The sequence below is a fragment of the Streptomyces sp. P5F9 genome (genome assembly GCF_057961495.1).
This window is the reverse complement of record NZ_JBXVPZ010000101.1, coordinates 1-24800: the sequence shown is the minus strand read 5'-3', so window position 1 is coordinate 24800 and position 24800 is coordinate 1. Positions and strand designations below refer to the sequence as shown.

The following is a 24800-nucleotide window of genomic DNA, read 5'->3' as shown; positions in this document are numbered from 1 at the left end:
CCCCCGGACCCCGGATGCGAACAGGCCCACCGCGACCGGCCCCATCACGGCCCAGAACAGCGCCTGGGCCGGCGCGGTCAGCAGTGCGGTGAGCACATGGCGCCGGGCCACACCCCGCATGACGTGGGCGAGTGGGACGGACGCGACTGCCACCGTCACGCCGTAACCGGTGACCAGCAGTCCGACCGCCGACACGGAGACCCGCAGGCTGTCGGCGATGAGTTCCAGGAGGCCGATCGGCAGGTTCTCCGCGGTGTTGAAGGTGAAGGCGGCCGGCATCAGGGCCGCGAGCACCGCCGACCTCTGCCACCGAGTCCGTCGCGGCTGCTCGGCTGCGCCGTCCATGGGCCCACCTCACCGGACCCACCCGTCCCATCGCAAACGAATTCACCGGCAGCCCCATGCAACAACGATGGAGTGATGCAGGTCACACCAACTCGTTCGAGCTTCCGCGTAATGCAAAGGGCACCTGCGAGGTCGTACAGGCACACGGCAATCCGGCCGACCTCACACCCGCAGTGGAGACCGACCATGGACATCACCCTCGAACAGCCCACCCGAGCCCGGCTGATCACGGCGGACGACACGGAGATCCCCGTCTCCGCCACGCTCCGCTACCTCGCCTCGGACCCGCTGGCCGTGCACCTCGACTTCCCGCCCGAGGTCTCCCTCGACGGCGAGGGCGTCACCTGGACCTTCGCCCGGTCGCTGGTGGAGGAGGGGCTGCGCAGGCCGGCCGGCGGCGGTGACGTGCACCTGTGGCCGTGCGGCCGGGCCCGTACGGTGCTGGAGTTCCACTCGCCGTTCGGACTCGCCCTGCTCCACTTCCACACCCCGGAGCTGCGCCGTTTCCTGCTGCGGACCTACGACGTGGTGGCCACCGGGCAGGAGGATATGGACGCGGTCGTCGACCGGGGGCTGAGCGCCCTGTTCGGGAGCGTGTGACGGCAACTCGGCGCCCCGAAGGCGACTTTGACTTCTGTTCACCTCCATCTCACCGCGCAGGGATGGACCTTGCCGATCACCCCGTGCACCCTTGCGCGCGGTGTGCCGCTCGGGCACGCCTGTGACGAGGGTGGGGCGAATGACACCGATCAGCCGAAGAGGCTTCGTGGGGCTCGGTGCCACCGTGGCGGCGGGCATGGCGACGGGCACCGGCGCACGGCCGGCGGCCGCGGCGCAGCGGACGGCGGCGACCGGCACGATCTCGGACGTGAAACACGTGGTGATCCTCATGCAGGAGAACCGCGGCTTCGACCACTACTTCGGACGCCTCAAGGGCGTCCGCGGCTTCGACGACCGCAGCGGCATCACCCTGAGCGGCGGCTACCCGGTCTTCAACCAGCCCAACGGCGGCGGCCGTCAGTACCCGTGGAAGCTGAGCGCCACCCCGGCCGCGGGCGGCCAGGACGGCGAGACGCTCGCCCAGTGCAACGGCGACCTGCCGCACTCCTGGTCATCGCAGCACTCCGCGTGGAACAAGGGCCGCCTCGACAACTGGGTCTCGGGCGTGGGAAATGTCCGTTCGCTGGGCTACCTGGACCGCTCGGACATCCCGTTCCACTACGCGCTCGCCGACAACTACACCATCTGCGACGCCTACTTCTGCTCCACGCTCAGCGCGACCGGCCCCAACCGCACCTATCTGTGGAGCGGCAAGGTCGACTCCTCCAGCTACGACGGCGGTGACGAGTCCGGCCTCACCTGGCAGACCTACGCCGAGTCCCTGCAGAACGCCGGAGTGACCTGGAAGGTCTACCAGAACACGGCCGACAACTACGGCGACAACGGCTGCGCCTACTTCAAGAACTTCGCCAACTCCAAGGCGGGCAGCCCCCTTTACGACCGAGGCATGACCTCCGTCCCGGCCGGCACCGGCTCCACCCCCGACGACATCGCCGCCGCCATCAAGGCCGACGTCCTCGCAGGCACGCTCCCGCAGGTCTCCTGGGTGGTCCCCAACCAGGCCTTTTCCGAACACCCTTACGCCCCGCCCGGCGACGGCGCACACTTCGTCAGCCTCGTCTACCAGGCCCTCGCCGCCGACCCGGACGTCTTCGACTCGACCGTCCTGTTCCTCAACTACGACGAGAACGACGGCTACTTCGACCACGTCCCGCCGCCCGCCCCGCCCGCCGGCACCGACGGCGAGTTCCTCAACGGCGTGCCCTACGGCTGCGGCTTCCGCGTCCCGATGATCGTCATCTCGCCCTGGACGCGCGGCGGTTGGGTCTCCTCCGAGGTCTTCGAACACACCTCGGTCCTGCGCTTCCTGGAGACCTGGACATCGGCTCTGGGCAAGCCCGCCGCCTGCCCCAACATCAGCACCTGGCGCCGCAAGGTCAGCGGCGACCTGACCGGCGTCTTCGACTTCGCCAACCCGGTCTACGGCTCCGTCCCGCTTCCTGCGACCAGCGTCATCGGCATCTCCACCTGCGGCCCGCTGCCCAACCCGGTGCCGACGAACAACGCCCTGCCCGCGCAGGAGACCGGCACCCGGCCCGCCCGCGCCCTGCCGTACCAGCCGGGCGGGTACCTGGACCACATGGAGTTCGGGTCGAGCGGCAAGATCCTCGCCTGGTTCGCCATGTCCAACCAGGGCGGCGCCGCCAAAAGCGCCGCCCACCTCTCCATCCACCCCAACGCCTACCGCGACACCACGCCCTGGCAGTACACGGTCGACCCGGGCGGCACCGCCTCCGACTACTTCAACATCGGTACGGGCTACGGCAGCGGCAAGTACGACATCACCATGGTCGGCCCCAACCGCTTCCTGCGCCGCTTCCAGGGAGACGCGACGAAGGCCGGTAAGTCCGTTGAGGTGAGCACCCGTTACGCCGTCGAGCCGGGGACCGGCAAGCTCGCCGTCTACTTCAAGATGGCCAACTCGTCCGCCGCGTCGGTGAAGTTCACCATCACCTCGAACCACTACCGCGGCGACGGACCGTGGACCTACTCGGTCGCCGCGGGCGCGTCGACGGAGGACTTCTTCAACGCCGTGGCGTACCAGGGCGGTTGGTACGACTTCACGGTGACCGTCGACTCCGACGCGACCTGGTCGCGCCGGTTCACCGGGCACCTGGAGTCGGGCACGGCGAGCGTCAGCGGCTGACGCCGGCGTACAGCTCCGGGCGCGGGGCGAGTTCGACGGCCACCCGGCCGCCGCTCTCCAGCGCCCGGACCCCGGCCTCGGCGACCACGGAGGACGCGTAGCCGTCCCAGACGCTCGGGCCGGTGACCCGGCCCTGCCGGGTGGCGTCGACCCAGGACCGCACCTCGCGGTCGTAGGCGTCGGCGAACCGGACGAGGTAGTCCAGCGGCACGTCCTCGTGGGCGCTGCCCCGCGTGGTGACGACCATCGAGTGGTCCTCGCCGATCCGGGCGCTGCCCGCCTCGCACACGGCCTCGCAGCGCACCTGGTAGCCGAAGCCGCAGTTGACGAAGACCTCGACGTCCACCAGGGCGCCCCCGTCGGTCTCGAAGAGCACGAGCTGCGGGTCGAGCAGACCCTCCGGGGCGTTCGCCGACGAGCGCGGGCTGAGCACCGTCACCGCGGTGAGTTCCTGGCCGAGCAGCCAGCGGGCCGCGTCGATCTCGTGCGACACGGAGCTGTCGATGAGCATCGCCGAGGTGAAGTACGGCGGTGACGACACATTGCGGTGGACGCAGTGCAGCATCAGCGGGCGCCCCAACTGCCCGCTGTCCAGCAGGGACTTGAGGCCCTGGTACTCCGCGTCGTAGCGCCGCATGAACCCGATCTGCGCCAGCCGCCGCCCGAGCCGTGCCTCCGCCTCCACCACGCGGAGCGCTCCGGTGGAGTCGGGCACCATGGGTTTCTCGCACAGCACCGGGAGTCCACGCGCGAAGGCCGCGAGCAGGGCCTCCTCGTGCGCGGGACCCGGCGAGGCGATGAGGACCGCCTCGACGCCGGGGGCGTCCAGTGCGGCCGTGGCGTCCTCGTGCACCGCGACCGCGTCCAGCCCGGCTACCGCCTCCATGGCGCGATCCGTGTCGGGGTCGGCCACCGCGGCGACCCTGGCACCGCTCACCACCTGGTCGAGGCGTCGTATGTGGTCGGCTCCCATGTGTCCCGCACCCAGCACGGCCACGCCCAGCAGGTCACCCACGTGTGCACTCCCTCTCCGTCGACGATCACGCCGTAGCGTACGCCGTAGGGGGAGGGGGCCTCCGGAATGCGCGGGACTCGGCAGTGAGGTGGGCTCAGTACCGCAGTACGCCCGCGATGCCGTCCGCGTCGTTCAGGGTGCCGTCGGGGACGAAGCGGACGTCGGCGCCCGTCTCCAGGCACTGTTCGACGATCTCGTCCACGATGTCCTCGCGGGCGTCGAGATCGCTGCCGTCGGCCGGGATCAGATGGTCGCCGTGGTCGTCGCGGACCGTGACGCGGTAGTTCTCCTCGACGGCCAGCAGCCGCACCCGGCCCTCGCGGGCGTTCTGCCAGACCTCGTCCACGCCGGCCGCGAACTCCTTGCGCCCACGCGCGGATTCGAGCTCGCGGGTCACGGTGACGGTGTTCTTGCGGGCCTCCGCGTCGACCAGCGGCCGTACGGCCTGCCACACGGCGTCGGGCGTGCCGTGCGCGAGGCCGCCGTGCGCGATGTGCACCGCGTCCTTGGTCGCGTTGCCGACCTCGTCGAAGGCGGACAGGGCGGCCTGGTCGCCGGTGACGTAGAGCGGGCGCCGGTGCTCGCGCAGGATCCGCCCCATCGCGGTGTCCGCCTCGCGCAGGAAGTGGCGGGTGTCCTCGTCGCGGAAGGTGCTCGGGATGTCCCCGATCCGCTCCTGGCGCTCGGCGTCGAAGTTGTCCCGGTGGTCGCGGGTCAGCGGGAAGCCGCCGGTGCGGGTCTCGGTGAGCCGGTCGACACCGCCGTTCCACAGCGTGACCCGGTCCGCGGCGAGCGACAGCACCCAGAACGGGCGCTCGGAGGCCTGAGCGGAGACGAGATTCCGGGTGAGGAACGTGTCGGAGAGCACCACACGTTCCGGCACGGACCTGGCGAGGGACCACACCTGGTGCTCGCCCGGCGCGGCGAAGATCACCAGACCGTCCTCGGCGTGCGCCAGATCGACCTCGGCGAGGGCCTGGTCGAGCTGCCGGGACACGTCGATGCGCCGCTCCCGGGGAACCGCGGGATCGGCCTCCAGCTGCTTCTTGGCCTCGGCCAGCACATTGCGCAGCCGGACCGGGTCCTGGGCGTTGTCCGGCTCGCGACGATGCGTCGGGGTGAGCACGGAGACCGCGGGGTAGGGGCGCGGGCGCCGCAGTTCGGTGAGAGTGGCGGGACTCAGTGCGTGCTCCATAACAGCACGATAGGGCCGATCGGCGGACGGGGCATATGGGGGAAGCCCGCCAGGCAAACGGGGCAATTGGTTGCTAACGTCCCTCGGGTGACGCAAGCCGCCACCACCGAACCCCGGACCACGGCCGCCAAGCTGACCCTGCCGACGCTGACCACCATGGTGGTCGGCTCCATGGTCGGGGCCGGGGTGTTCTCGCTCCCGCGCAGGTTCGCGCAGGAGACGGGCGTGGCCGGCGCCCTGATCGCCTGGGCCGTCGCCGGCACGGGCATGCTGATGCTCGCCTTCGTCTTCCAGACCCTCGCCGTCCGCAGGCCCGACCTCGACGCCGGTGTCTACGCCTACGCCAAGGCCGGGTTCGGCGAGTACCTCGGCTTCTTCTCCGCGTTCGGCTACTGGGCCAGCGCCTGCGTCGGCAACGTGACCTACTGGGTGCTGATCATGTCGACGATCGGCACGATCGCGCCCTCGCTCGGTGAAGGCGACACCGTCCTCGCGGTGGTCCTGTCCTCGGCCGGACTGTGGCTCTTCTTCCTGCTGATCAGCCGCGGGGTGAAGGAGGCGGCGGCCATCAACCGGATCGTCACGGTCGCCAAGGTCGTGCCGATCCTCGTCTTCGTCATCCTGGCGCTCTTCTACCTCAAACCCCATGTCTTCGCGGAGAACTTCGGCGGCGCGGACTACGCGGGCTCCTTGTTCCAGCAGGTCAAGGGCACCATGCTGGCCACCGTCTTCGTGTTCCTGGGCGTCGAGGGCGCCAGCGTCTACTCCCGGCACGCGAAGCGCCGCGAGGACGTCGGACGCGCGACCGTCCTCGGCTTCCTCAGCGTCTTCGCCGTCTTCGCGTCGGTGACGATCGTGTCGTACGGCCTGATGCCGATGGGCGAGATCGCCGAACTGCGGCAGCCCTCCATGGCGGGCGTGCTGGAACACGCGGTGGGCACCTGGGGGAAGGTCTTCGTCAGCGTCGGGCTGATCGTCTCCGTACTGGGCGCCTATCTCGCCTGGACGCTGATGGCCGCCGAAGTGCTGTTCGTGGCCGCCAAGGACGACGACATGCCGCGCTTCCTGAAGAAGTCCACGGCGGCCGACGTGCCCGTGCCCGCGCTGGTGATGACCACCCTGCTCAGTCAACTCGTCCTGGTCGTCACCTACTTCTCCGACGACGCCTTCAACTTCGCGTTGGACCTGACCAGTTCGCTGACGCTGATCCCGTTCCTGCTCGCGGCGGGCTTCGCCGTACGGATCGCGCTCAAGCACACACGCACAGGGCGCGGCGAGTTGGCGGTCGCCGTGCTCGCCACGGTCTACACCGCGTTCCTCATCTACGCGGCCGGCCTCAAGTACCTCCTCGTCTCGCTCATCATCTACGCGCCCGCCACCTTCCTGTTCGTCAAGGCCCGCAGGGAACAGGGACGTTCGCCCTTCTCGGCCCGGGAACTGGTGATCCTCGCCGTCTCGGTCGCGGGTGCCGTCGTCGGGATCATCGCCCTGGCGCTGGGCTGGATCAGCCTCTGACCTCGCCTCCGACCTCCGGAAAGGTGCGTGCACCGTGACCAGTCAAGACACCGTGGACCGGCATGAGTACGGCGTCCACTCCGAGGTCGGCAGGCTGCGCAAGGTGCTGGTCTGCGCGCCGGGCCTGGCCCACCGCAGGCTCACCCCGACCAACTCCGACGACCTGCTCTTCGACGACGTGATGTGGGTCGAGAACGCCCAGCGCGACCACGCCGACTTCGTCAACAAGCTCCGCGAACGCGGCGTCGACGTGGTCGAGTTGCACGAGCTGCTCGCCCAGACCATGACGATCCCCGCGGCCAAGGACTGGCTCCTGGACCGGAAGATCGTCGCGAACGAGGTCGGCCTCGGACTCATCGACGCGACCCGCGCCTACCTGGAATCCCTCGAACCGGCCGAACTGGCCAAGTACTTGATCGGCGGCCTGGCCACCACAGACCTCCCGGACGGCTACCGCGCCCCCTACACGGCCCTCGTCCGCGAGTCGACCGGCGTCCGCGAATACCTGATGCCGCCCCTGCCCAACACCCTCTACACCCGCGACACGACCTGCTGGCTCTACGGCGGCCTCACCCTCAACCCGCTCTACTGGCCCGCCCGGCACGACGAGACCCTCCTGATGAAGGCGATCTACACCTTCCACCCGGACTTCGCGGGCTCCGTCGTCTGGTGGGGCGACCCCGAACTCGACTGGGGGCAGGCCACGTTCGAGGGCGGCGACATCATGCCCGTCGGCAACGGCGTGGTCCTCATGGGCATGAGCGAGCGCACCTCGCGCCAGGCCATCACCCAGGTCGCCAAGGCACTCTTCGACCTGGGCGCCGCCGAGCACGTCGTCGTCGCCGGTATGCCGAAGCTGCGCTCCGCGATGCACCTCGACACCGTCTTCACCTTCGCCGACCGCGATCTGGTGACCCTGTACCCGGCCATCATGGACGCCGTCCACACCTTCTCCCTGCGCCCCGGCGACAAGGGCCCCGGCATCGACATCGTCGACGAGGGCCCGACCCCGTTCACCGACGTCGTCGCCAAGGCACTCGGCCTGCCCGAACTGCGCGTCGTGGAGACGGGCGGCGACGTCTACGCCTCCGAACGCCAGCAGTGGGACAGCGGCAACAACGCGGTCGCGCTGGAACCGGGCGTGGTCTTCACCTACGACCGCAACACCCAGACCAACACCCTGCTGCGCAAGGCCGGCGTCGAGGTCGTCACGATCGTCGGCGCCGAACTGGGGCGCGGCCGGGGTGGCGGGCACTGCATGACCTGCCCGATCGTGCGGGACCCGGTGGAGTTCTGAACTTCCGCGCGCTTCGCGGTTGTTGAGCAACTCTTTGCCCGTGGCCGATTCCTGACGAGAACCACCCGGTGGAGACCCGATCCGCGGATCTCGGGAGCGCAAAACGCGGCCGAAAACCCGGGGTCGGCAAGGCCGTTCAGGTTACGGGCATGTTGACCGGCCCGGCGGGCGTGACACACGCTCGTCATATAGGTGCTGAATACATCTGGTTCGGCGGGCTCGGGTCGGGCATGCGGGAAAGCGCAGGTGAGTGACCTCTTTCCGGCGGACCGAACGCAGGAGGTAACGCATGTGCGGCATCACCGGCTGGGTCTCCTTCGACCGTGAACTGCGCACCGAGGCCGCGACATTGGATGCAATGACGGAGACGATGGCCTGCCGCGGCCCGGACGACCGCGGCACCTGGGTCCAGGGTCCCGTGGCCCTCGGACACCGCCGGCTCGCGATCATCGACCTGCCCGGCGGCCGGCAGCCGATGACCGTCGACACGGCGGACGGCACGGTCGCGCTCGTCTACTCGGGGGAGACCTACAACTTCACCGAACTCCGCCGCCAACTCGCCGACCGGGGACACCGGTTCACCACCGACTCCGACACCGAGGTCGTGCTGCGCGGCTATCTCGAATGGGGTGACGGGCTCGCCGAGCGCCTCAACGGCATGTACGCCTTCGCGATCTGGGACGGCCGCCGCGACCGGCTCGTCATGATCCGCGACCGCATGGGAATCAAGCCGTTCTACTACCACCCGACCTCCGACGGCGTCCTGTTCGGCTCCGAACCGAAGGCGATCCTCGCCAACCCGCTGGCCCGGGCGCGGGTCACCCTGGACGGCCTGCGCGAACTCTTCACCATGATCAAGACACCCGGACACGCCATCTGGGACGGCATGCACGAGGTCGAGCCCGGCACCGTCGTCACCGTCGACCGCTCGGGTCTACGGCGGCGCGTCTACTGGCAGTTGGAGACCCGCCCGCACACCGACGACCGCGACACCACCGTCGCCCACGTCCGTACGCTCCTCGACGACATCGTGCGCCGCCAGCTCGTCGCCGACGTACCCCGCTGCACCCTGCTCTCCGGCGGCCTCGACTCCTCCGCGATGACCGCGATCGCCGCCCGCCAACTCGCCGAGCACGGCGAGAAGGTGCGCAGTTTCGCCGTCGACTTCGTCGGCCAGAACGAGAACTTCGTCGCCGACGAACTGCGCGGCACCCCCGACACGCCCTACGTCCACGACGTGGCCCGCGCCTCGGGCACCGACCACCAGGACATCGTGCTCGACGCACACTCCCTCGCCGACCTCGACGTCCGCGCGAAAATGCTCCGGGCCCGCGATCTCCCCCTGGGCTTCGGCGACATGGACTCCTCGCTCTACCTGCTGTTCCGCGCCGTCCGCGACCAGTCCACCGTCGCCCTGTCCGGCGAGTCCGCCGACGAGGTCTTCGGCGGATACCTGCAGTTCTTCGACGAGGAGGCCCGGCGCGCCGACACCTTCCCCTGGCTGGTGAGGTTCGGCCGGCACTTCGGGGACGACGCCGACGTACTGCGCCCCGACCTGACCAAGGCCCTGGACACCGAGTCGTACATCGCGGACGGCTACCGCACCGCCGTCGCCGGCATCCAACGCCTCGACGGGGAAATCGACTTCGAGTACCGCATGCGGCGTATCTGCCACCTCCACCTCTCCCGCTTCGTCCGCATCCTGCTCGACCGCAAGGACCGCGCGAGCATGGCCGTCGGCCTGGAGGTCCGCGTCCCGTTCTGCGACCACCGGCTCGTCGAGTACGTCTTCAACACACCCTGGTCCCTCAAGTCCTACGACGGCCGGGAGAAGACCCTGCTCAGGGAGGCCACCGCGGACGTCCTCCCGAAGTCCGTCTACGACCGCGTCAAGAGCCCGTACCCGTCGACACAGGACCCCAAGTACGCGGTCGCCCTCCAGGACCACGCCAAGGACCTCCTCGCCCGGCCCTCCCACCCGGTCTTCGACCTCGTCGACCGCGAGAGGCTCCGGCAGGCCGCCCACCGGGACGCCCCCATCAGCACCCAGGCGGGCCGCCGCGGCCTGGAACGCGCCCTCGACCTGGCGCTCTGGACGGACCTCTACAAGCCGGAGATCGCCCTCGGCTGAACCGTCCCTCAGGGGACCACGGTGCTGTCCGGCTGGCACGAACTCCCGCTGGCCGGCAGTGAACCGTAGAGCAGGAAGTCGTTGACCTTGGTGTGGACGCACTTGGACGACGCGTAACCGGTGTGGCCCTCACCCTTGTTGTCGAGCACCACGGCCGAGGAACCGAGCCGCTGAGCCGTCTCCACGGTCCAGCGGTACGGCGTCGCCGGGTCGCCCCGGGTGCCGACGAGCAGCATCTTCGCCGTGTGCACGTTCTTGACGTCGTCGCGGATGTAGTCGGTGCCCTTGGGGCGGCCGTAGCACATCAGCACCTCGGTGAGCCGGTAGCGGCCGAAGACCGGCGACGCCTGCTCGTACTGGGCGCGCAGGCCGGCCAGGTTCCTGGTGATCTGCTCGGCGGTGGGGCGGTCGGGGTCGTCGGCGCAGTTGATGGCCATCAGCGCGGCCGGGAGGTTGTCGAGCGGGACGTCCTGGGCGTCGACGATCCCGCCGCCCCCGCCGAGGTGGGGCAGGCCGGTGCCGCCCGACGAGAACGCCATGATGGCGCGCGTGTCGCCGTCCTCCACCAGTGAGGCGATGGCCCGCTCCAGCGTCGGCCACATCTGCTTGGTGTACAGCGCCTGGCTGATGGCGCCCACCAGGTCCTGACCGGAGAACTGGTCGCCGAAGTCCGTCTGCACCGGGTCCTGGTCGAGCGAGCGGACGAGGTGTACGGCCCGGTCCGGCGCCTCGCGTGCGTCCGTCCCGAAGGGGCAGGCGATGTCCTGCACACACCAGTTGAGGAAGTCCTCCAGCGCCGTCTGCTGTCCCTCGGCGCCCGCGATGCCCTGTTCCGAGAGTGGTTCGGTGAGGGTGTCGACGCCGTCGAGCACCAACCGGCCGACCTTCTTGGGGAATTGGGCCGCGTACACCGCGCCGAGCCGCGTTCCGTAGGAGAAACCGAGGTAGTTGAGCTTCTTGTCGCCGAGGGCCTGGCGCATCACGTCCAGGTCCCGGGAGGCGTTGACGGTGCCGATGTGGGGCAGTACCGGGCCGGAGTACTTGGCGCAGACGGCGGCCGCCTTGCGCAACTGCTTGAGGACGACCTTCGGATCGCTGCTCTCCGCAGTGTCTTGGTTGATCGCGGCCGAGCCCTGGTCGGAGCCCTCGCCACAACTCACCGGCGAGGACTGGCCGACGCCGCGTGGATCGAAGGTGACGACGTCGTAGCCGTTCGTCAGATCCATGAACTCCTTGCCGTCCGAGGCGAGTTCACTGACACCCGCGCCACCCGGACCCCCGAAGTTCAGCAGCACCGACCCCCTCGACTTCCCGGTCGCCCGGTAACGGGCCAGCGCGAGATCGAGCGTCCCACCGCCGGGCTTCGCGTAGTCGAGCGGGACGGTGACCTTCCCGCACTGCAAGTCCTTGGGCGCGTCCGGGGTCTTGCACGCGGCCCACTTCACCTTCTGCCGGTAGAAGCGGGACAGGTCGGCCTGCGGCCGGTCCTCGGCCGCGCCGAGCGCGGGCAGCCCCGCGCCGAGCAGCGCCAGCGTGAGGACCCCGGTGAACGCGCACCGCCGGAACGCGGGCCGCGATGACAGCTTGGCCAGCATCAAAGCCTCCAAGAACGCGCCGTGACCAGCGCCTGCGATCACGATAAGCGGGCCTCGCGGGCCCCGCCTCCCGGCGGGCGGACCGGTGATCGATGCCGTATTCTGCGCCCCTTCAATAGGCCTAAGCGGTTTTCCTATAAGCAGTTTCCATTCGATGTGGTATCCGACCGATGAAGAGTCGTTATGAGTAGTTCGATAACCGTGACGCTCGATGGAGTGAAAGGCCGATAAGCCATAACTCGGATGGTGCGCCCGCGTTTTATCCGGTGCGGGTGAGTGCCCGCTACATCTCTGGAAGGCAGGGACCCTATGAAACGGGTTACCCGAAACGGTGTGATCGCCGTCGCCGCCGCATCCGGTGCGCTGGCCGCGGCGATGCCGGCGTTCGCCGATTCCGGTGCGGACGGCGCCGCGGCCGGTTCGCCCGGGGTGATCTCCGGCAACACCATTCAGCTCCCGGTGCACGTGCCGGTGAACGTGTGCGGGAACACCGTGAACGTGGTGGGGCTCCTCAACCCCGCCGCGGGGAACACGTGCGCCGACGAAGGCGGCGCGACAGCGGGCGGTGGCAAGCGGAGCGGCGGGAAGAACACCGGCGGACCACACGGCGGGGCCGTCGCACAGGGCGGCGAAAAGGATTCGCCGGGTGTGCTCTCCGGCAACGGAGTACAGCTCCCGATCCACCTCCCCGTGAACCTCAGCGGCAATTCCGTGAGCGTGGTCGGCGTCGCCAACCCGACCGTGGGCAACCACTCCGAGAACACCTCGGGCGACCACCCCCACCACCCCGCGCCGCCGACCCCGGCGCCGCCCACGCCGTCGAAGCCGCACCCGGGGCCACGACCGGTGACGGAGGTGGAGGGTCACCCCGCCCCACCCGCAGCCGAGGCGTCGCTCGCCCACACAGGCGCGGACACCACCGTCCCGGCCGCCGTCACGAGCGCGGCCCTCCTCCTGGGCGGCGCCGCCCTGTACCGGCGCTACCGCCCCAGGGCGGGACGCTGACCCCGGCACCGCGCCAGGACGGAAGGCCCCACCGGGTACGCGACCGGTGGGGCCTCCGCCGTCCGGCACGACCTGGTCGGCGGAGGTCGTCGCGGAGGAGGCCCTGGTACGGCAACTCCCGGCAACCGTAGGGAAGTTACTCGAACTGGTCCGCCGGAGCCCTGAGAAGTGCGTGGGCCGCCTTGCGGAACGCGGCCAAGAGACGGTTGTGCTCGCCGGCCCGGGTCGCGAGGGCGACGTGACTCGGTTCGACGCCGTGGAGAGGGATCGGCGTGATGTCGGGGCGGATCGTCTGGCCGGGGCGGAGGCCGGCCACGATGGCCACGGCCTGCCCGTCGGCGACGAACTCGAACTTGTCCTCCAGGGCCCGGATGACCGGACCCCCGGGTGCCGGTCGGCCGTCGGGCCGCGGGTCGATGCGCCAAAAGGCGGTCCAGGCCGGGTCCGCGCCGGGCATCTGGGGAAGGGGTTCGTCGGCGATGTCGTCCAGGGTGACGGACTCTTTGCCGGCCAGGCGGTGGTCGAGCGGAACGAGCAGGAAGCGGGGCTCGTCGTAGAGGACCGTGACGTCCAACTGGTCGGTGGGGAACGGCAGTCGGGCCACCACCGCGTCCACCCGCCGTTCGAGCAGGGCGGCGCGTGTCTCGTCGTAGGCCAGATGTACGACGTGCACATCGGCGTCCGGATGCCGGCGCCGCACCTCGCGCACCGCCGGCGTGACGAACAGGTTCGCCATGTACCCGACGGTGAGGCGGCTGGGCTCCGCGGCGGCGCGGGTCTCGGCGGCCGCCTGGGCGGTGGAGCGCAACAGCGCCTTGGCGCGCGGCAGAAACACCTCCCCGGCCTCTGTGAGCCGGGTGCCCTGCGGGGTGCGGTCCAGCAGCCTGGCCCCCAACTGCTCTTCCAGCCGCCGGACTTGACGGCTCAGCGACGGCTGGGTGATGTGCAGCGCCTCGGCGGCACGGCCGAAGTGACGCTGCTCGGCGACCGCGATGAAGTACCGCACGAGACGCAGTTCGAGATCGGGCGCAGGGGGCAGGTCCGTCATGCCTGAAGTGTACGGCGAGGGACCAGGGAAATTTGGGGAAAATTGCCTTTGAGCTGGTGTGATGCCTGATCCGTATTGCGACATGCGAAACAGGCTTTGGACCCGGAACCCGTGCCCGGCCCACGATGGAAGCACAGCACAGCGCGATACACCGCAGCTCAGTGCAAGCTCACCCCACCTCATCGAAGGAACGCACCATGCGTGTTTTCGTCACCGGCGCCACCGGGTTCATCGGCTCCGCCGTGGTCCGTGAACTGCTCGACGCCGGGCACACGGTCACCGGACTGGCCCGCTCGGACGCGTCGGCCGAGGCGTTGACGGCCGTGGGCGCCGGCGTGCACCGGGGCTCGCTCGACGACCTCGACAGCCTGAGCGCCGGCGCCGCGGCGGCGGACGGCGTCTGCCATCTGGCCTTCATCCACGACTTCACGGACTTCGCCGCCAACTGCGCCACCGACCTGCGCGCCATCGAGACGATCGGTGAGCAACTCGCGGGCACGGACAAGCCGTTCGTGGTCACCTCGGGCACACCCGGGCTCGCCGACGGGAGGGCGGCGACGGAGGAGGACCACGTCGAACCCGGGTCTTTCGCGGCGGTCCGGCAGCCGTCCGAGATCGCGGCGGTCGCGCTGGCGGAGCGCGGGGTACGGTCGTCGGTCATCCGGCTGCCCCGGTCCGTGCACGGCGTCGGCGACCAGGGATTCGTCCCCCAACTCATCGCCACAGCACGGGAGAAGGGCCTGTCGGCGTACGTCGGCGAGGGCGCCGCCCGCTGGCCCGCCGTGCACCGGTTCGACGCGGCCCGGCTGTACCGCTGGGCCCTGGAGTCGGCCCCGGCGGGCGCGCAGTACCACGCGGTCGGCGACGAGGCGTTGCCGCTCCGCGAGCTCGCCGAGGTCATCGCCCGCCGCCTCGACGTCCCGACCGGAAGCGTGCCGCCCGAGCAGGCGGTCGACCACTTCGGCTTCCTCGGCCTTGTCGCTTCGCTGGACTGCCCGGCGTCCAGCACGTTGACGCGGAAGCAGACGGGTTGGGAGCCGGTTGAGGTCGGGTTGATCGCCGATCTTGAGACGGGGCATTACTTCGGGGAGGCGTAAGGGACAGGTCGGGCGCGGTCCGTTGTTGGTTGTCTGCGGGGCGGTGGGGGCTGGTCGCGCAGTTCCCCGCGCCCCTACGGAGCGCTTACGCGCAGGGGGAGTTGACGCGCTTCTCGGCCTCAACGGGGGTACCTGGAAACGCGTACCGGCGCCCCAGCACGACCACGACGAGCGCGCCCGCGACCAAGGGCAACGCCGTCCAGGGCAAGGCCCCCGCGCCCAGCCCCGACAGCGCGAGCCCACCCGTGAAGGAACCTCCGGCAATCCCCGCGTTGTACACCGTGGTCTGCAACGACGTTGCCACATCGGCGTGTTCGGGGCCGGAGGCGTTGACGAGCGCGGTCTGGATCAGGGTCGGCGCCCCGCCGAAGGCGACTCCCCACACGGCGGCAGAACCGAGCAGGACGACAGATGAGTCGCCACATAGGCCGAGCACACACATGACGGCCACGAACAGTGTCATCGCGCCCACCAGTGTGGCCCGAGCCCACCGGTCCACGAGTACCCCGGTGGCCCAGATACCGACGACCGTGGCGACCCCGAACACCAGCAGGACGACGTCCGTACGGCCGTAGCCGGAGTGCGCCGCGAACGGGGCGACGTACGTGTACATCACCTGATGCCCCAGCAGCAGGAACAGCGTGACCGACAGGACGGCCGGAATCCCAGGGAGGACGGCGACCCCCCTCAACGGCACGCGGGCGCCCGGGAGTTCACCGGGAAAGCTGGGCACCCGCAGCCGTATCCAGACCACCACCAGGACCGCGAGCCCGGCCAGCATCCCGAACGCCGTGCGCCAGCCGACCGCACCGGCCAGCGCGGTGCCGGCGGGTACGCCCAGTGAGAGGGCGAGGGTGATTCCGGCCAGCACGATCGCGATGGCCCGGCCGCGCCGCGCGACCGGCACCATCCGGGCCGCGTACCCGGCGAGCATCGCCCACATCGTGCCGCCCATGACTCCGGCGAGGAGGCGGGCGCCGAAGGTCACGGTGTACGACGACGACAGCGCGACCACGGCGTTGGCGCAGGCGAAGCCCAGCAGCGTACCGGCCAGGACCGGGCGGCGCGGCAGTCCGCGCAGGGCCGCGGTGACCGGGATCGCGGCCAGGAAGGAGGCGACCGCGTAGCCGGTGACCAGAAAGCCGACCCGTGCCTCGGAGACGCCGAGGGCCGGTGCCATCCGGGGCAGCAGACCGGCGGGGAGGAGTTCCGTCAGCACGGCGGTGAAGGCGGCCGTGGACAGGGCGAGGAGCCCGGACCAGGGCAGGGCGGTGCCCTTGGCCGGGGATGCGGTGGTCATGGGACCATGGTCGAACCCTCACATCAGTGTGAAGGCAAGCGAACCTCGCGAGTGAGTCCCCGCGAGCACACCCTCCCCGGAGGCAGGCATGAAGATCGGCGAGCTCTCCCGCCGCACCGGCGTCCCCACCCGCCTCCTGCGCTACTACGAGGAACAGGACCTGCTGCACCCCGACCGCACCGAGAACGGCTACCGCTCCTACGGCGAGCCCGCGGTCCGGGACGTCCAGCAGATCCGCGGCCTGCTGGACTCGGGGCTCACCACCGAGATGATCCGCGCGATCCTGCCGTATCTCTCCGGCCCGGACGAGATCCACGTCCCCGCCGACTGCCTGACCCCGGAAACGGCCGCCCTGCTCAGCGACCACGTCGACCGGATCCAGGCCCGCATCGACTGCCTGGCCCGCAACCGTGACCGGCTGAGCGCCTATCTGGCGGCGGTACGGGCGGACGTGCCGGCGGGGGGCGCGTAATCCCGTTGCCGGGTGCGCCCGCGGATGTTGAAGTGAGCGTATGGATCACACTTCGGTACTCGCCCTGCACGACCGTGACCTGCGCGAAGGCGCCCGACCTGACGGCCCCGGGTCCCGCGTGGAGCGCGTCGGGGGAGTGGTGCGCCAGGTCGCCGACGCGCACGGCTGGAACGGCGTCCTGTGGTCGGACCTCGACGCGACGGACGCCGACGCGACGATCGCCGAGCAGATCGCGTATTTCACCGCGCTCGGCCGCGACTTCGAGTGGAAGCTGTATGGCCACGACCTGCCGACCGATCTCGGACAGCGGCTGTCGGCGGCCGGGTTCACGCCCGAACCGCAGGAGACCCTGATGATCGGCGAGGCCGCCGCCCTCACCCTCGACGCCCAACTGCCGGACGGCATCCGCCTGTTGCCCGCCACCGACCGGGCCGGCGTCGACCTCGTGGCCGACGTCCACGAGAAGGCCTTCGGCACGGACAGCGCCCGGCTGCGTGCCCGCCTGCTCGCCCAACTCGCCGCCGACCCCGACACAGTTGTCGCCGTCGTCGCCCTCGCCGGCGACGAACCGGTGAGCGCCGCCCGCATGGAACTCGTCCCCGGCACCCGGTTCGCCGGCCTCTGGGGCGGCGGCACGGTGGAAGCCTGGCGGGGCCGCGGCATCTACCGCGCCCTGATCGCCCACCGCGCCCGCATCGCCGCCGACCGCGGCTACCGCTACCTCCAGGTCGACGCCTCCGACCAGAGCCGCCCCATCCTCGAACGCCTCGGTTTCTCCCCGCTGACCACGACCACGCCGTACGTCTACGAACCGTAGACCCGCAGCTCAAGCAGCTGATGTCACATCCGCGCCGACCCGATCCGTCGCATCGTCATGACGACGAACGAGAGCAATCAGGGCGGCCGGAACATCCTCCTCGCCGGTGCCACCGGCGTCCTCGGCGGCCACATCACCAAGGCCCTGACCGACGCGGGCCACAAGATGACCGGCCTCGGCCGAGGACCCGGCAACGGCATCCGCGCCGACCTCATGGACCGCGACGGGTTGCTCCGCGCGGTCGACGGGCACCACTTCGACACGGTGATCCACGCAGCGACCGCGCTGCGCAAGCCACCCCTGCGCCACCGCGACATGCACGCCACCGACGCCCTGCGCACCCACGGCACCGCCCACCTCGTCGAGGCCGCGCAGGCCACCGGCGCCCGCCGTTTCATCAGCGAGTCGATGGTCTTCGGCTACGGCTACGGGGACTTCGGCACCCGCCCCCTCACCGAGGACGATCCCTTCGGCCCGCACGGCACCGCACCGGAGCTGGAGAAGCACATCGAGGGCATGCGCACCAAGGAGCAACTCACCTTCGGGGCGAAGGACTTGGAGGGCATCGCACTCCGCTTCGGCCTCCTCTACGGCCCCGGCGGCACCGACGCCCTGTTCCCCATGCTGCGCAGACGCCGACTGCCTGTCCCGGACGACCGCGGCCGGGTCCTGCCCTGGGTCGAACTCACCGACGCGGCCCGCGCGGTGGCCGTCGCCGTCGAACGCGGCCGACCGGGTCAGGCGTACAACATCACCGACCGCACACCGCTGGGCTTCCGCGCCCATGTCCTGTGCGTGGCACGGGAGTTCGGCCTGCCGAAGCCGGTGGCCGTACCGCTGTGGACGGTTCGGCCGATGGCGTACGCCCACACGGTGATGACCGGCGACCTGCGCGTGTCCAGCGCGAAGGCCGAACGGGAACTGGGCTGGACGCCGGTGTACCCGTCGAGCAGCGAGGGCCTGGCGGCACTGCACGCGGCGCGTTGAGCACAATGCGCCTGCCCCTCCTCGACGAACGGAGGAACAGGCGCACGGAAGCCGGCCCACAACTGTGAGCCTCCGCCCGGTCTCACCCGCGGCACTTCCCGACCACCCCTCAGCGGCGCACCCTCGACCGGTCCAGCGCGGCGATACCGACCGCTGCCAGGCCGATCTGGATGAGCCACTCGATCCAGTCGATGCCCTTCGTGTCGGCGACCCCCAGGCCCGATGCGATCGCCGCGCCGACCAGCGCGGCTACGATGCCGATGACGATCGTCAGCAGAACGCCTATGTGCTGGCGCCCAGGGACGACGAGCCGTCCCAGCACGCCAATGATGATGCCGATGATGATGGCACTGATGATGCCCGAGATCTCCATCTCCGCCCCTCTTTGTCGATAGTCCTGCTCTCTTCATGTGCCCGCTGGACGCCAAGGCAGTCCGCCGGAGTTCTGTCGCCTGTTATTGCCGGGACTTTCTGTTCACCACCCCTTCATGCCATGTACCTTTCAATCGTTCAACGCGTGTAGAACTCCCCAACTACCGTTCTACGCGCGCAGATCAGGCGCCCGCACCGCACCCTTCCCCATCCCCTCACGGAGGTTCGCCGGATGCTTGGATCCAGAAGATCCCGCCGCAGACTCACCACCGCCCTCGCCGGCCTGGGACTTTTCGTCACGGGGGCGGCCCTCCAGGTCACCACCACGGCCACGCCCGCGCACGCGGCCACCACGAACCGCGTCCTGTTCGACGACGGCCACGCCGAGGAGGCCGGCAACGCGGACTGGATCATCTCCACCAGCAAGCCCGACCCGCTGTCCCAGGACTCCTCCCCGTCCTCCGAGACCGACTGGACCGGGGCGCTCTCGTCCTGGGGTGTCGCCCTGCAGAAGACCGGCGACTACAGCCTGAAGACCGCCACCAGCGCGCTGACGTACGGCGGTTCTTCGACGACCGACCTGTCGAACTTCGACACGCTGGTCCTGCCCGAGCCCAACACGCTGTTCACGACGGCCGAGAAGACCGCGATCATGACGTTCGTCCAGAACGGCGGCGGCCTGTTCATGATCTCGGACCACACCGGCGCCGACCGCAACAGCGACGGCGAGGACGCGGTCGAGATCCTCAACGACCTGATGACGAACAACAGCGTCGACTCGACCGACCCGTTCGGCTTCTCCATCGACACCCTCGACATCAGCTCCGGCTACCCCGCCGCGATCAGCGACAGCACCAACGAGGTCCTGAACGGCGCCTTCGGCACGGTCACCAAGAGCCTGATCGCCGACGGCACGACGGCCACCCTCAAGCCCGCCGACAACGCGAACGTCAAGGGCCTTGTGTACCGCAGCGGTTACTCCGGCAACACCGGAGCGTTCTTCGCGACCAGCACCTTCGGCAGCGGCCGCGTCGCGTTCTGGGGCGACAGTTCACCCATCGACGACGGCACCGGCCAGTCCGGCAACACGCTCTACGACGGCTGGAACGACACCGGCGCCACCAACGCGGCCCTCGCCCTGAACGCCACCGCGTGGCTGGCCGGCGACGGCAGCAGCGGGGGCGGCGGGGGAGGCGGCGGCACCTGCACCGCCGCCCAACTGCTCGGCAACCCTGGTTTCGAGTCCGGCAGCACCACCTGGACCGCCAGCAGCGGCGTCATCACCACCTCCTCCAGCGAGGCGGCCCGTACCGGCTCCTACAAGGCCTGGCTCGACGGCTACGGATCGGCCCACACCGACACGTTGTCCCAGTCGGTGACCATCCCGTCCGGCTGCTCCGCCACCCTCAGCTTCTATCTGCACGTGGACACCGCGGAGACCACCACCAGTACCGCCTACGACAAGCTGACGGTCACCGCCGGATCCACCACCCTGGCCACCTACTCCAACCTCAATGCGGCCTCCGGATACGTCCTGAAGTCCTTCGACGTCTCCTCCCTGGCCGGCACCACCGCCACCATCAAGTTCAGCGGGGTCGAAGGGTCCACCCTCCAGACGTCCTTCGTCATCGACGACACCGCGCTCAACGTCAGCTGAAGACGACCGGTGGGGCCCGGCGGCGGCCGGGCCCCACGGGTTCACGACTTCATCGTGCCGGGACCGTCCGCTCCGGTGTGTTCCAGCCGGAGACCCGCACCCGTGGAGTGGACCCGCGCAGATCCGCCGTGCGGTAGGTCGCCGTCAGCGTCGTCGACTCCCCGGGCCACAGGCTCACTTCGTTGTCGGACCACCGCACCGGCAGCACGGGCGTGCCCGCCGAGTCCACGAGATGGACGTCGGTGAGGAGTGAAGGCGTCTTCCCCTTCCCGGAGTTGCGCACCGTGACCGTCGTGGTCGACGTGCCGTGCGTGTCAGTCCTGGTCGACGCCGTCGCCGAAACCGGCGCCTGCGCCATCGAGTTGAGCCCCTTGAGGTCGGCGTAACTCGTCGTCGGCGTGTAGTACCAGTCAGTGTGCGCCCAGTCGAGCGTGTCGGGCTCGGCGGAGAGCCAGTACACGTTCCGGCTCACCTCCTTGCCGGACGCGTCGGTCAGGGTCAGCCGTACCAGGTACGTCGTCGACAGCCCGCTCACCGACGAAGGGGAGGGCAGGGTGAGCGCCGTGCTGTGCACGCCGCCGCCGGAGACCTTCACCCCGGGCACCTTCTTGTCGTACTTCCGCGTGCCGTCGGTGTTGAACAGGGTTGCGCGGGCGGTAAGTTGGCGTGCGGAGGCGTTCCTGTTGTTCACCACGACCACGGAGCGGTTGTCGTACGAGTACTGGATGTGCAGCGGCTCGTTCGCCTTCTTCGCGCCGAAGTAGGCGCCGCCCTGGTCGAGGTAACGGTCCATCAACTGCCAGTGCAGCGAGGTCCATCCGCTGTTGAACATCCAGTAGACGACCCCGGTCGCCGGCTTCGAGGCGTCGGTGGCGTTGCGCTCGTACGCCTCGAACTGGGCCCGCACGTTCTCGTACTGGGCCAGCTGCGCCTTGCGGACGTAGTCGGTGAGGCTCGTCGGTGGGCCGTAGCGGCCGGTGAGGGCGTTGTCGTAGAGCTTGAGGGTGTTGAAGGTGGAGGACGGGGAGCGGTGGTACTGCTTCGCGCTCGGGTTCTTCCAGAGGGTGGCCAGTTCGGCCGGGGTCATCATGCGGCGCAGGGTGTCGAGGGTGGGGATGTCGGGGCCCGCGCTGGTCTCGGAGTTGAAGCCGGTGGCGCCGCCCTCGCGCTTGGCGTACCAGTAGGCGGGCGGGATCCAGTCGTAGGGTCCGGTCATCTTCATGCCGGAACTGCCGCTGACCGGCGAGGAGTTGTCGGAGGCGGCGGCGACCACCGGGGTCCTCCAGTCGGCGGCCTTCAAAGCGTCGAGGTAGGTCTTCTCGATCCTCGCGTCAGGGGCGAAGTCGCTGCCGATGAGGAAGGAGATCACGCTCGGGTGGTCGCGCAGCCGGGCGGCCTCGGCGGCCATCGACGCCTTGGCCACCGGGTAGTCGGCGGCGGTCCACTTGTCGCCGGTCTCGTCCCCGTTGACCTGGCCCTCCCACTTGTCGCAGCACTCCCAGCCGGGCAGGGTCAGGATGCCGTAGCGATCGGCGAGGCCGAAGAACTCGTCCGGCTCGATGTGGCCTTCGAGGCGGATGGTGTTCAGGCCCAGGTCGAGGGCGTACTTCAGGCGGTCCTCGACGTACGTCCTGTCCCAGCGCAGGAACTCGTCCGGTGACCAACCGCCGCCCTTGATCAGCAACTTGCGGCCGTTGATCCGGTACTGGCGGTCACCGGCGGAGTTCAACGGGGCCTGCACGTCGCGGATGCCGAAAGTCTCGTGCGCGGTGTCGGAGGGGGTGCCGTTCACGGAGGCGGTGAGGTCGAGGCCGTAGAGCGGCCGGCCGCCCATGCCCGCGGGCCACCAGACCCTGGGAGAGGCGAGGTGGAGGCCGAAGGCGACGGACTTCGTCTCGTGTGCGGCGAGGGAGACCGTCTTCTCGAAGGTCGTCGTGCCGATGCTGCCCCTGATCTTCGTGGTGACGGGCGCGTTCGAGTCGTTGCGCGCCTGCGCCTTCACCGTCAGGTCCGCTGAGGCGAGCGACGGCACGGCCAGCTTCGTCACCACGTGTGCGTCGCGCAGCGCGACCGGGCCGCCGCGGCGGACGAGGACGTCACGGACGATGCCCATGTTCTCGTCGGGCGGCGGCTGGAGCCAGTCGATCCAGCCCATGGTGAGGTTCTTGTTCGGGTCGTTGGGCCGGATGCGGAAGGCGACCGTGTTCGTGCCGGAACGCACCAGCGAGGTGAGGTCCAACTCGTGTTGTGTGTAAGCGCCGTTGACGTCCGCGGCCTTGGCGATCCGCTTGCCGTTGACGTAGACGTCGGCCGCCGAGATCACCCCGCTGAAGTCGAGGTAGGTGCGCTGGGCGGTGTCCGCGACCGTGAAGTCGCTGCGGTACCACCACGGCACCTGGAAGTCGGCCTTCGGGATCTTCTGCTGGTTGGTCGAGTAGAAGGGGTCCGGGTGGACACCGTCGGCGATCAGGGCCGCGAGCACGGTGGAGCGCGCGCCGGCCGGGTACCAGCCGGCCGCCGGATAGCCGGGGGAGGAGACGGCCGCGGCGGAGTCGGTGACCTTGGCGGACGACTGGATCGCGTAGCCGGACAGCGGGGTGGCGGTCCCGGCGGTGGAGCGTACGGCGGTCACCGGGGCCTGCGCGCGCTGTGGCGGGGACGGCTCCCGGGCCCCCGCCCACGCGCTGGTCGTGAGGGAACCCAGAAGGCCCAGGGCGACCGCGGCCGTGGCGAGACGGCTTCTGCGGAGTGGGGGAACGGCGGGGCGGTGGAACACGGCGGTCTCCAGCCTCGTCAAGTTAGGAAGCTTTACTAACCGCACCAGAAGGTAGGGGGCGTGACGGGGCCTGTCAATCACCGTTGCCCGTGGGCGAGTTGCTCAGGACGCCGAGCGGCGCTCGAACACGAGGTCACGCGCGGTGCCGAGCGCGGTGGCCACGGCACCCAGCAGCACCGCGTCCTCGCCCAGCGCGCTGGGCGCGATTTTCGGCCGGAGCGGAGTGAGCGCGCGCAGGTTCTCCCGCACCGGGCGCAGCAGCAGATCCACGCTGTGTCCGACCCCGCCGCCCAGCACCACCAGGTCCGGATCGAGCACGGCCGCGGCCGCCGCCACCGTGTGCGCGATCCGCTCGCCCTCCAGCTCAACCGCCTTGATCGCGGCGGCGTTTCCCTGCCGGGCCGCGTCGAACACGGCCTTCGCGGTGAGCTGCTGCCCGCTCATCCCGAACCTGCGGGCCGCCTCCACGACGGCCACCCCGGACACCGCGTCCTCCAGTGTCTCCGGCTTCTGCTGCCCCGGCCACGGCAGGAACCCGATCTCCCCGGCCCCGCCGTGCGCGCCCGTGAACAGCCGCCCTTCGCTGACCACGCCCATGCCGAGACCGGTGCCGATCAGGATGTAGGCGAACAGCCGGCTGCCCCCGCCCACGCCGTACGTGTACTCGCCGAGCGCCGCGAGATTCGCGTCGTTGTGCACCTCCAGCGGGACGCCCAGCTCCTCCCGCATCCGGTCGAACAGCCCGGCCCGGCCCCAGCCCGGGAGATGCATCGCGTACCGCACCCGGCGCCGCTGCTCGTCGTAGACACCGGGCGTGCCCACCACGGCGTGGACGACCGCGGCCGGTTCTACCTCGGAGTTCGCGACGACCTGGTGGGCGGTGGCGACCACCAGCTCGGCCATGGCGCCCGAACTGCGGGCCCGGTTGCGGACGTCCGCCCGGGCCACCACCTCGCCGTCCAGATTGGCCACCGCGACCCGCAGCCAGCTGCGTCCGACGTCGATCCCGAGCGCGTAGCCGGCGGACGGATCGGGGGCGTAGAGCACGGCGGTCCGGCCGCGCTCGGGGGCCTGCGTACCGACCTCGTGGACCAGGCCCGCCTCCTCCAGTGCGGCGAGCGCGCTGGAGACCGTCGGCTTCGACAGGCCTGTCTCGCGGGCGAGTTGGGCGCGGGACGCGGCACCGGTGGTGCGCAGCCGGTCGAGCAGCAGCCGCGCGTTGGTGCTGCGCAGCCGCTGACGACTCCAGGGCTGTTCCGGTCGCTCCACGGCGTCACTGGCGGGCATCGCATCATTCTCCGGTATCCGGGACAGCCTCTTGACGAGTCTAGTAAGGCTCCTTAACTTTATCGCCCAGTCACCCGCACCGGGCCACCCCGTCTCCCTCTCCCCGTGACCAGCCCCAGGAG

Annotated in this window: 19 protein-coding genes and 1 pseudogene; 11 read left to right on the top strand and 9 right to left on the bottom strand. The window is 70.0% G+C overall.

The features are described 5' to 3' along the window. A pseudogene (locus AC31A1_RS18640) lies at positions 1-345 on the bottom strand (MFS transporter); the annotation flags it as partial. Between the two features lie 186 nt (positions 346-531). Here AC31A1_RS18640 and AC31A1_RS18635 point away from each other — a divergent pair. Together AC31A1_RS18635 and AC31A1_RS18630 are read left to right on the top strand one after the other, a co-directional pair. Then, the gene (locus tag AC31A1_RS18635) at positions 532-945 is read left to right on the top strand and encodes an SsgA family sporulation/cell division regulator (protein ID WP_489654376.1); all 414 of its coding nucleotides are present in this window, start codon (positions 532-534) and stop codon (positions 943-945) included. A gap of 139 nt (positions 946-1084) precedes the next feature. Further along, the gene (locus tag AC31A1_RS18630) at positions 1085-3112 is read left to right on the top strand and encodes a phosphocholine-specific phospholipase C (protein ID WP_489654375.1); all 2028 of its coding nucleotides are present in this window, start codon (positions 1085-1087) and stop codon (positions 3110-3112) included. On the opposite strand, the gene AC31A1_RS18625 is transcribed toward AC31A1_RS18630, so the two are convergent. Both AC31A1_RS18625 and AC31A1_RS18620 read right to left on the bottom strand, forming a co-directional pair. Continuing rightward, on the bottom strand, positions 3102-4127 hold the full coding sequence (locus AC31A1_RS18625; protein WP_489654374.1) for a Gfo/Idh/MocA family protein: 1026 nt from the start codon (positions 4125-4127) through the stop codon (positions 3102-3104). The genes AC31A1_RS18630 and AC31A1_RS18625 overlap by 11 nt on opposite strands. A gap of 94 nt (positions 4128-4221) precedes the next feature. After that, positions 4222-5322 carry a baeRF3 domain-containing protein gene (locus tag AC31A1_RS18620; protein ID WP_489654373.1) on the bottom strand — a complete coding sequence of 367 codons (1101 nt, stop codon included), beginning with the start codon at positions 5320-5322 and terminating at the stop codon, positions 4222-4224. A gap of 87 nt (positions 5323-5409) precedes the next feature. Here AC31A1_RS18620 and AC31A1_RS18615 point away from each other — a divergent pair, with 87 nt between their 5' ends. The 3 genes from AC31A1_RS18615 to asnB all read left to right on the top strand — a co-directional run bounded on the left by AC31A1_RS18615 (position 5410) and on the right by asnB (position 10265). Further along, on the top strand, positions 5410-6837 hold the full coding sequence (locus tag AC31A1_RS18615; protein WP_489654372.1) for a basic amino acid/polyamine antiporter: 1428 nt from the start codon (positions 5410-5412) through the stop codon (positions 6835-6837). 34 nt (positions 6838-6871) lie between these two features. Further along, complete coding sequence (locus AC31A1_RS18610; protein WP_489654371.1) at positions 6872-8134, top strand: arginine deiminase; 1263 nt, start codon at positions 6872-6874, stop codon at positions 8132-8134. Between the two features lie 289 nt (positions 8135-8423). Continuing rightward, positions 8424-10265, top strand: coding sequence for an asparagine synthase (glutamine-hydrolyzing) (gene asnB / locus AC31A1_RS18605; protein WP_489654370.1), 1842 nt, complete (start codon positions 8424-8426; stop codon positions 10263-10265). An 8-nt stretch (positions 10266-10273) separates the two neighbouring features. Here the strand turns inward: asnB and AC31A1_RS18600 are convergent, their stop codons facing one another. After that, positions 10274-11860, bottom strand: coding sequence for an alpha/beta hydrolase (locus AC31A1_RS18600; protein ID WP_489654369.1), 1587 nt, complete (start codon positions 11858-11860; stop codon positions 10274-10276). Positions 11861-12193: 333 nt separating this feature from the next. On the opposite strand from AC31A1_RS18600, the gene AC31A1_RS18595 reads away from it, so the two are divergent. Continuing rightward, entirely contained in the window at positions 12194-12865 is a 672-nt protein-coding gene (locus AC31A1_RS18595) for a chaplin (protein WP_489654368.1), read from the top strand. Between the two features lie 136 nt (positions 12866-13001). Here the strand turns inward: AC31A1_RS18595 and AC31A1_RS18590 are convergent, their stop codons facing one another. After that, the gene (locus tag AC31A1_RS18590; RefSeq protein WP_489654367.1) at positions 13002-13913 is read right to left on the bottom strand and encodes a LysR family transcriptional regulator; all 912 of its coding nucleotides are present in this window, start codon (positions 13911-13913) and stop codon (positions 13002-13004) included. A gap of 197 nt (positions 13914-14110) precedes the next feature. Between AC31A1_RS18590 and AC31A1_RS18585 the strand changes: the two genes are divergently transcribed. Further along, the gene (locus AC31A1_RS18585; RefSeq protein WP_489654366.1) at positions 14111-15010 is read left to right on the top strand and encodes an SDR family oxidoreductase; all 900 of its coding nucleotides are present in this window, start codon (positions 14111-14113) and stop codon (positions 15008-15010) included. Between the two features lie 85 nt (positions 15011-15095). On the opposite strand, the gene AC31A1_RS18580 is transcribed toward AC31A1_RS18585, so the two are convergent. Beyond that, positions 15096-16310, bottom strand: a complete 1215-nt coding sequence (locus tag AC31A1_RS18580; protein WP_489654365.1) for an MFS transporter — start codon at positions 16308-16310, stop codon at positions 15096-15098. Between the two features lie 88 nt (positions 16311-16398). Between AC31A1_RS18580 and AC31A1_RS18575 the strand changes: the two genes are divergently transcribed. From AC31A1_RS18575 to AC31A1_RS18565, 3 genes are read left to right on the top strand one after another with little or no spacing between them, the layout of a single operon-like run. Further along, entirely contained in the window at positions 16399-16782 is a 384-nt protein-coding gene (locus AC31A1_RS18575; protein ID WP_489654364.1) for a MerR family transcriptional regulator, read from the top strand. A 40-nt stretch (positions 16783-16822) separates the two neighbouring features. Beyond that, a complete protein-coding gene (locus tag AC31A1_RS18570; RefSeq protein ID WP_489654363.1) occupies positions 16823-17599 on the top strand; it encodes a GNAT family N-acetyltransferase in 777 nt (258 codons plus the stop codon). 57 nt (positions 17600-17656) lie between these two features. Continuing rightward, positions 17657-18586 carry an NAD-dependent epimerase/dehydratase family protein gene (locus AC31A1_RS18565; protein WP_489654362.1) on the top strand — a complete coding sequence of 310 codons (930 nt, stop codon included), beginning with the start codon at positions 17657-17659 and terminating at the stop codon, positions 18584-18586. 109 nt (positions 18587-18695) lie between these two features. Here the strand turns inward: AC31A1_RS18565 and AC31A1_RS18560 are convergent, their stop codons facing one another. Beyond that, entirely contained in the window at positions 18696-18959 is a 264-nt protein-coding gene (locus tag AC31A1_RS18560) for a GlsB/YeaQ/YmgE family stress response membrane protein (protein ID WP_489654361.1), read from the bottom strand. A 231-nt stretch (positions 18960-19190) separates the two neighbouring features. Here AC31A1_RS18560 and AC31A1_RS18555 point away from each other — a divergent pair, with 231 nt between their 5' ends. After that, a complete protein-coding gene (locus AC31A1_RS18555; protein ID WP_489654360.1) occupies positions 19191-20615 on the top strand; it encodes a hydrolase in 1425 nt (474 codons plus the stop codon). Between the two features lie 49 nt (positions 20616-20664). On the opposite strand, the gene AC31A1_RS18550 is transcribed toward AC31A1_RS18555, so the two are convergent. Together AC31A1_RS18550 and AC31A1_RS18545 are read right to left on the bottom strand one after the other, a co-directional pair. Further along, positions 20665-23391 (bottom strand): glycoside hydrolase family 2 protein, encoded by a 2727-nt coding sequence (locus AC31A1_RS18550; RefSeq protein ID WP_489654377.1) that lies wholly within the window; start codon positions 23389-23391, stop codon positions 20665-20667. A 102-nt stretch (positions 23392-23493) separates the two neighbouring features. Continuing rightward, entirely contained in the window at positions 23494-24678 is a 1185-nt protein-coding gene (locus AC31A1_RS18545) for an ROK family transcriptional regulator (RefSeq protein WP_489654359.1), read from the bottom strand. Positions 24679-24800: the final 122 nt, after the last annotated feature.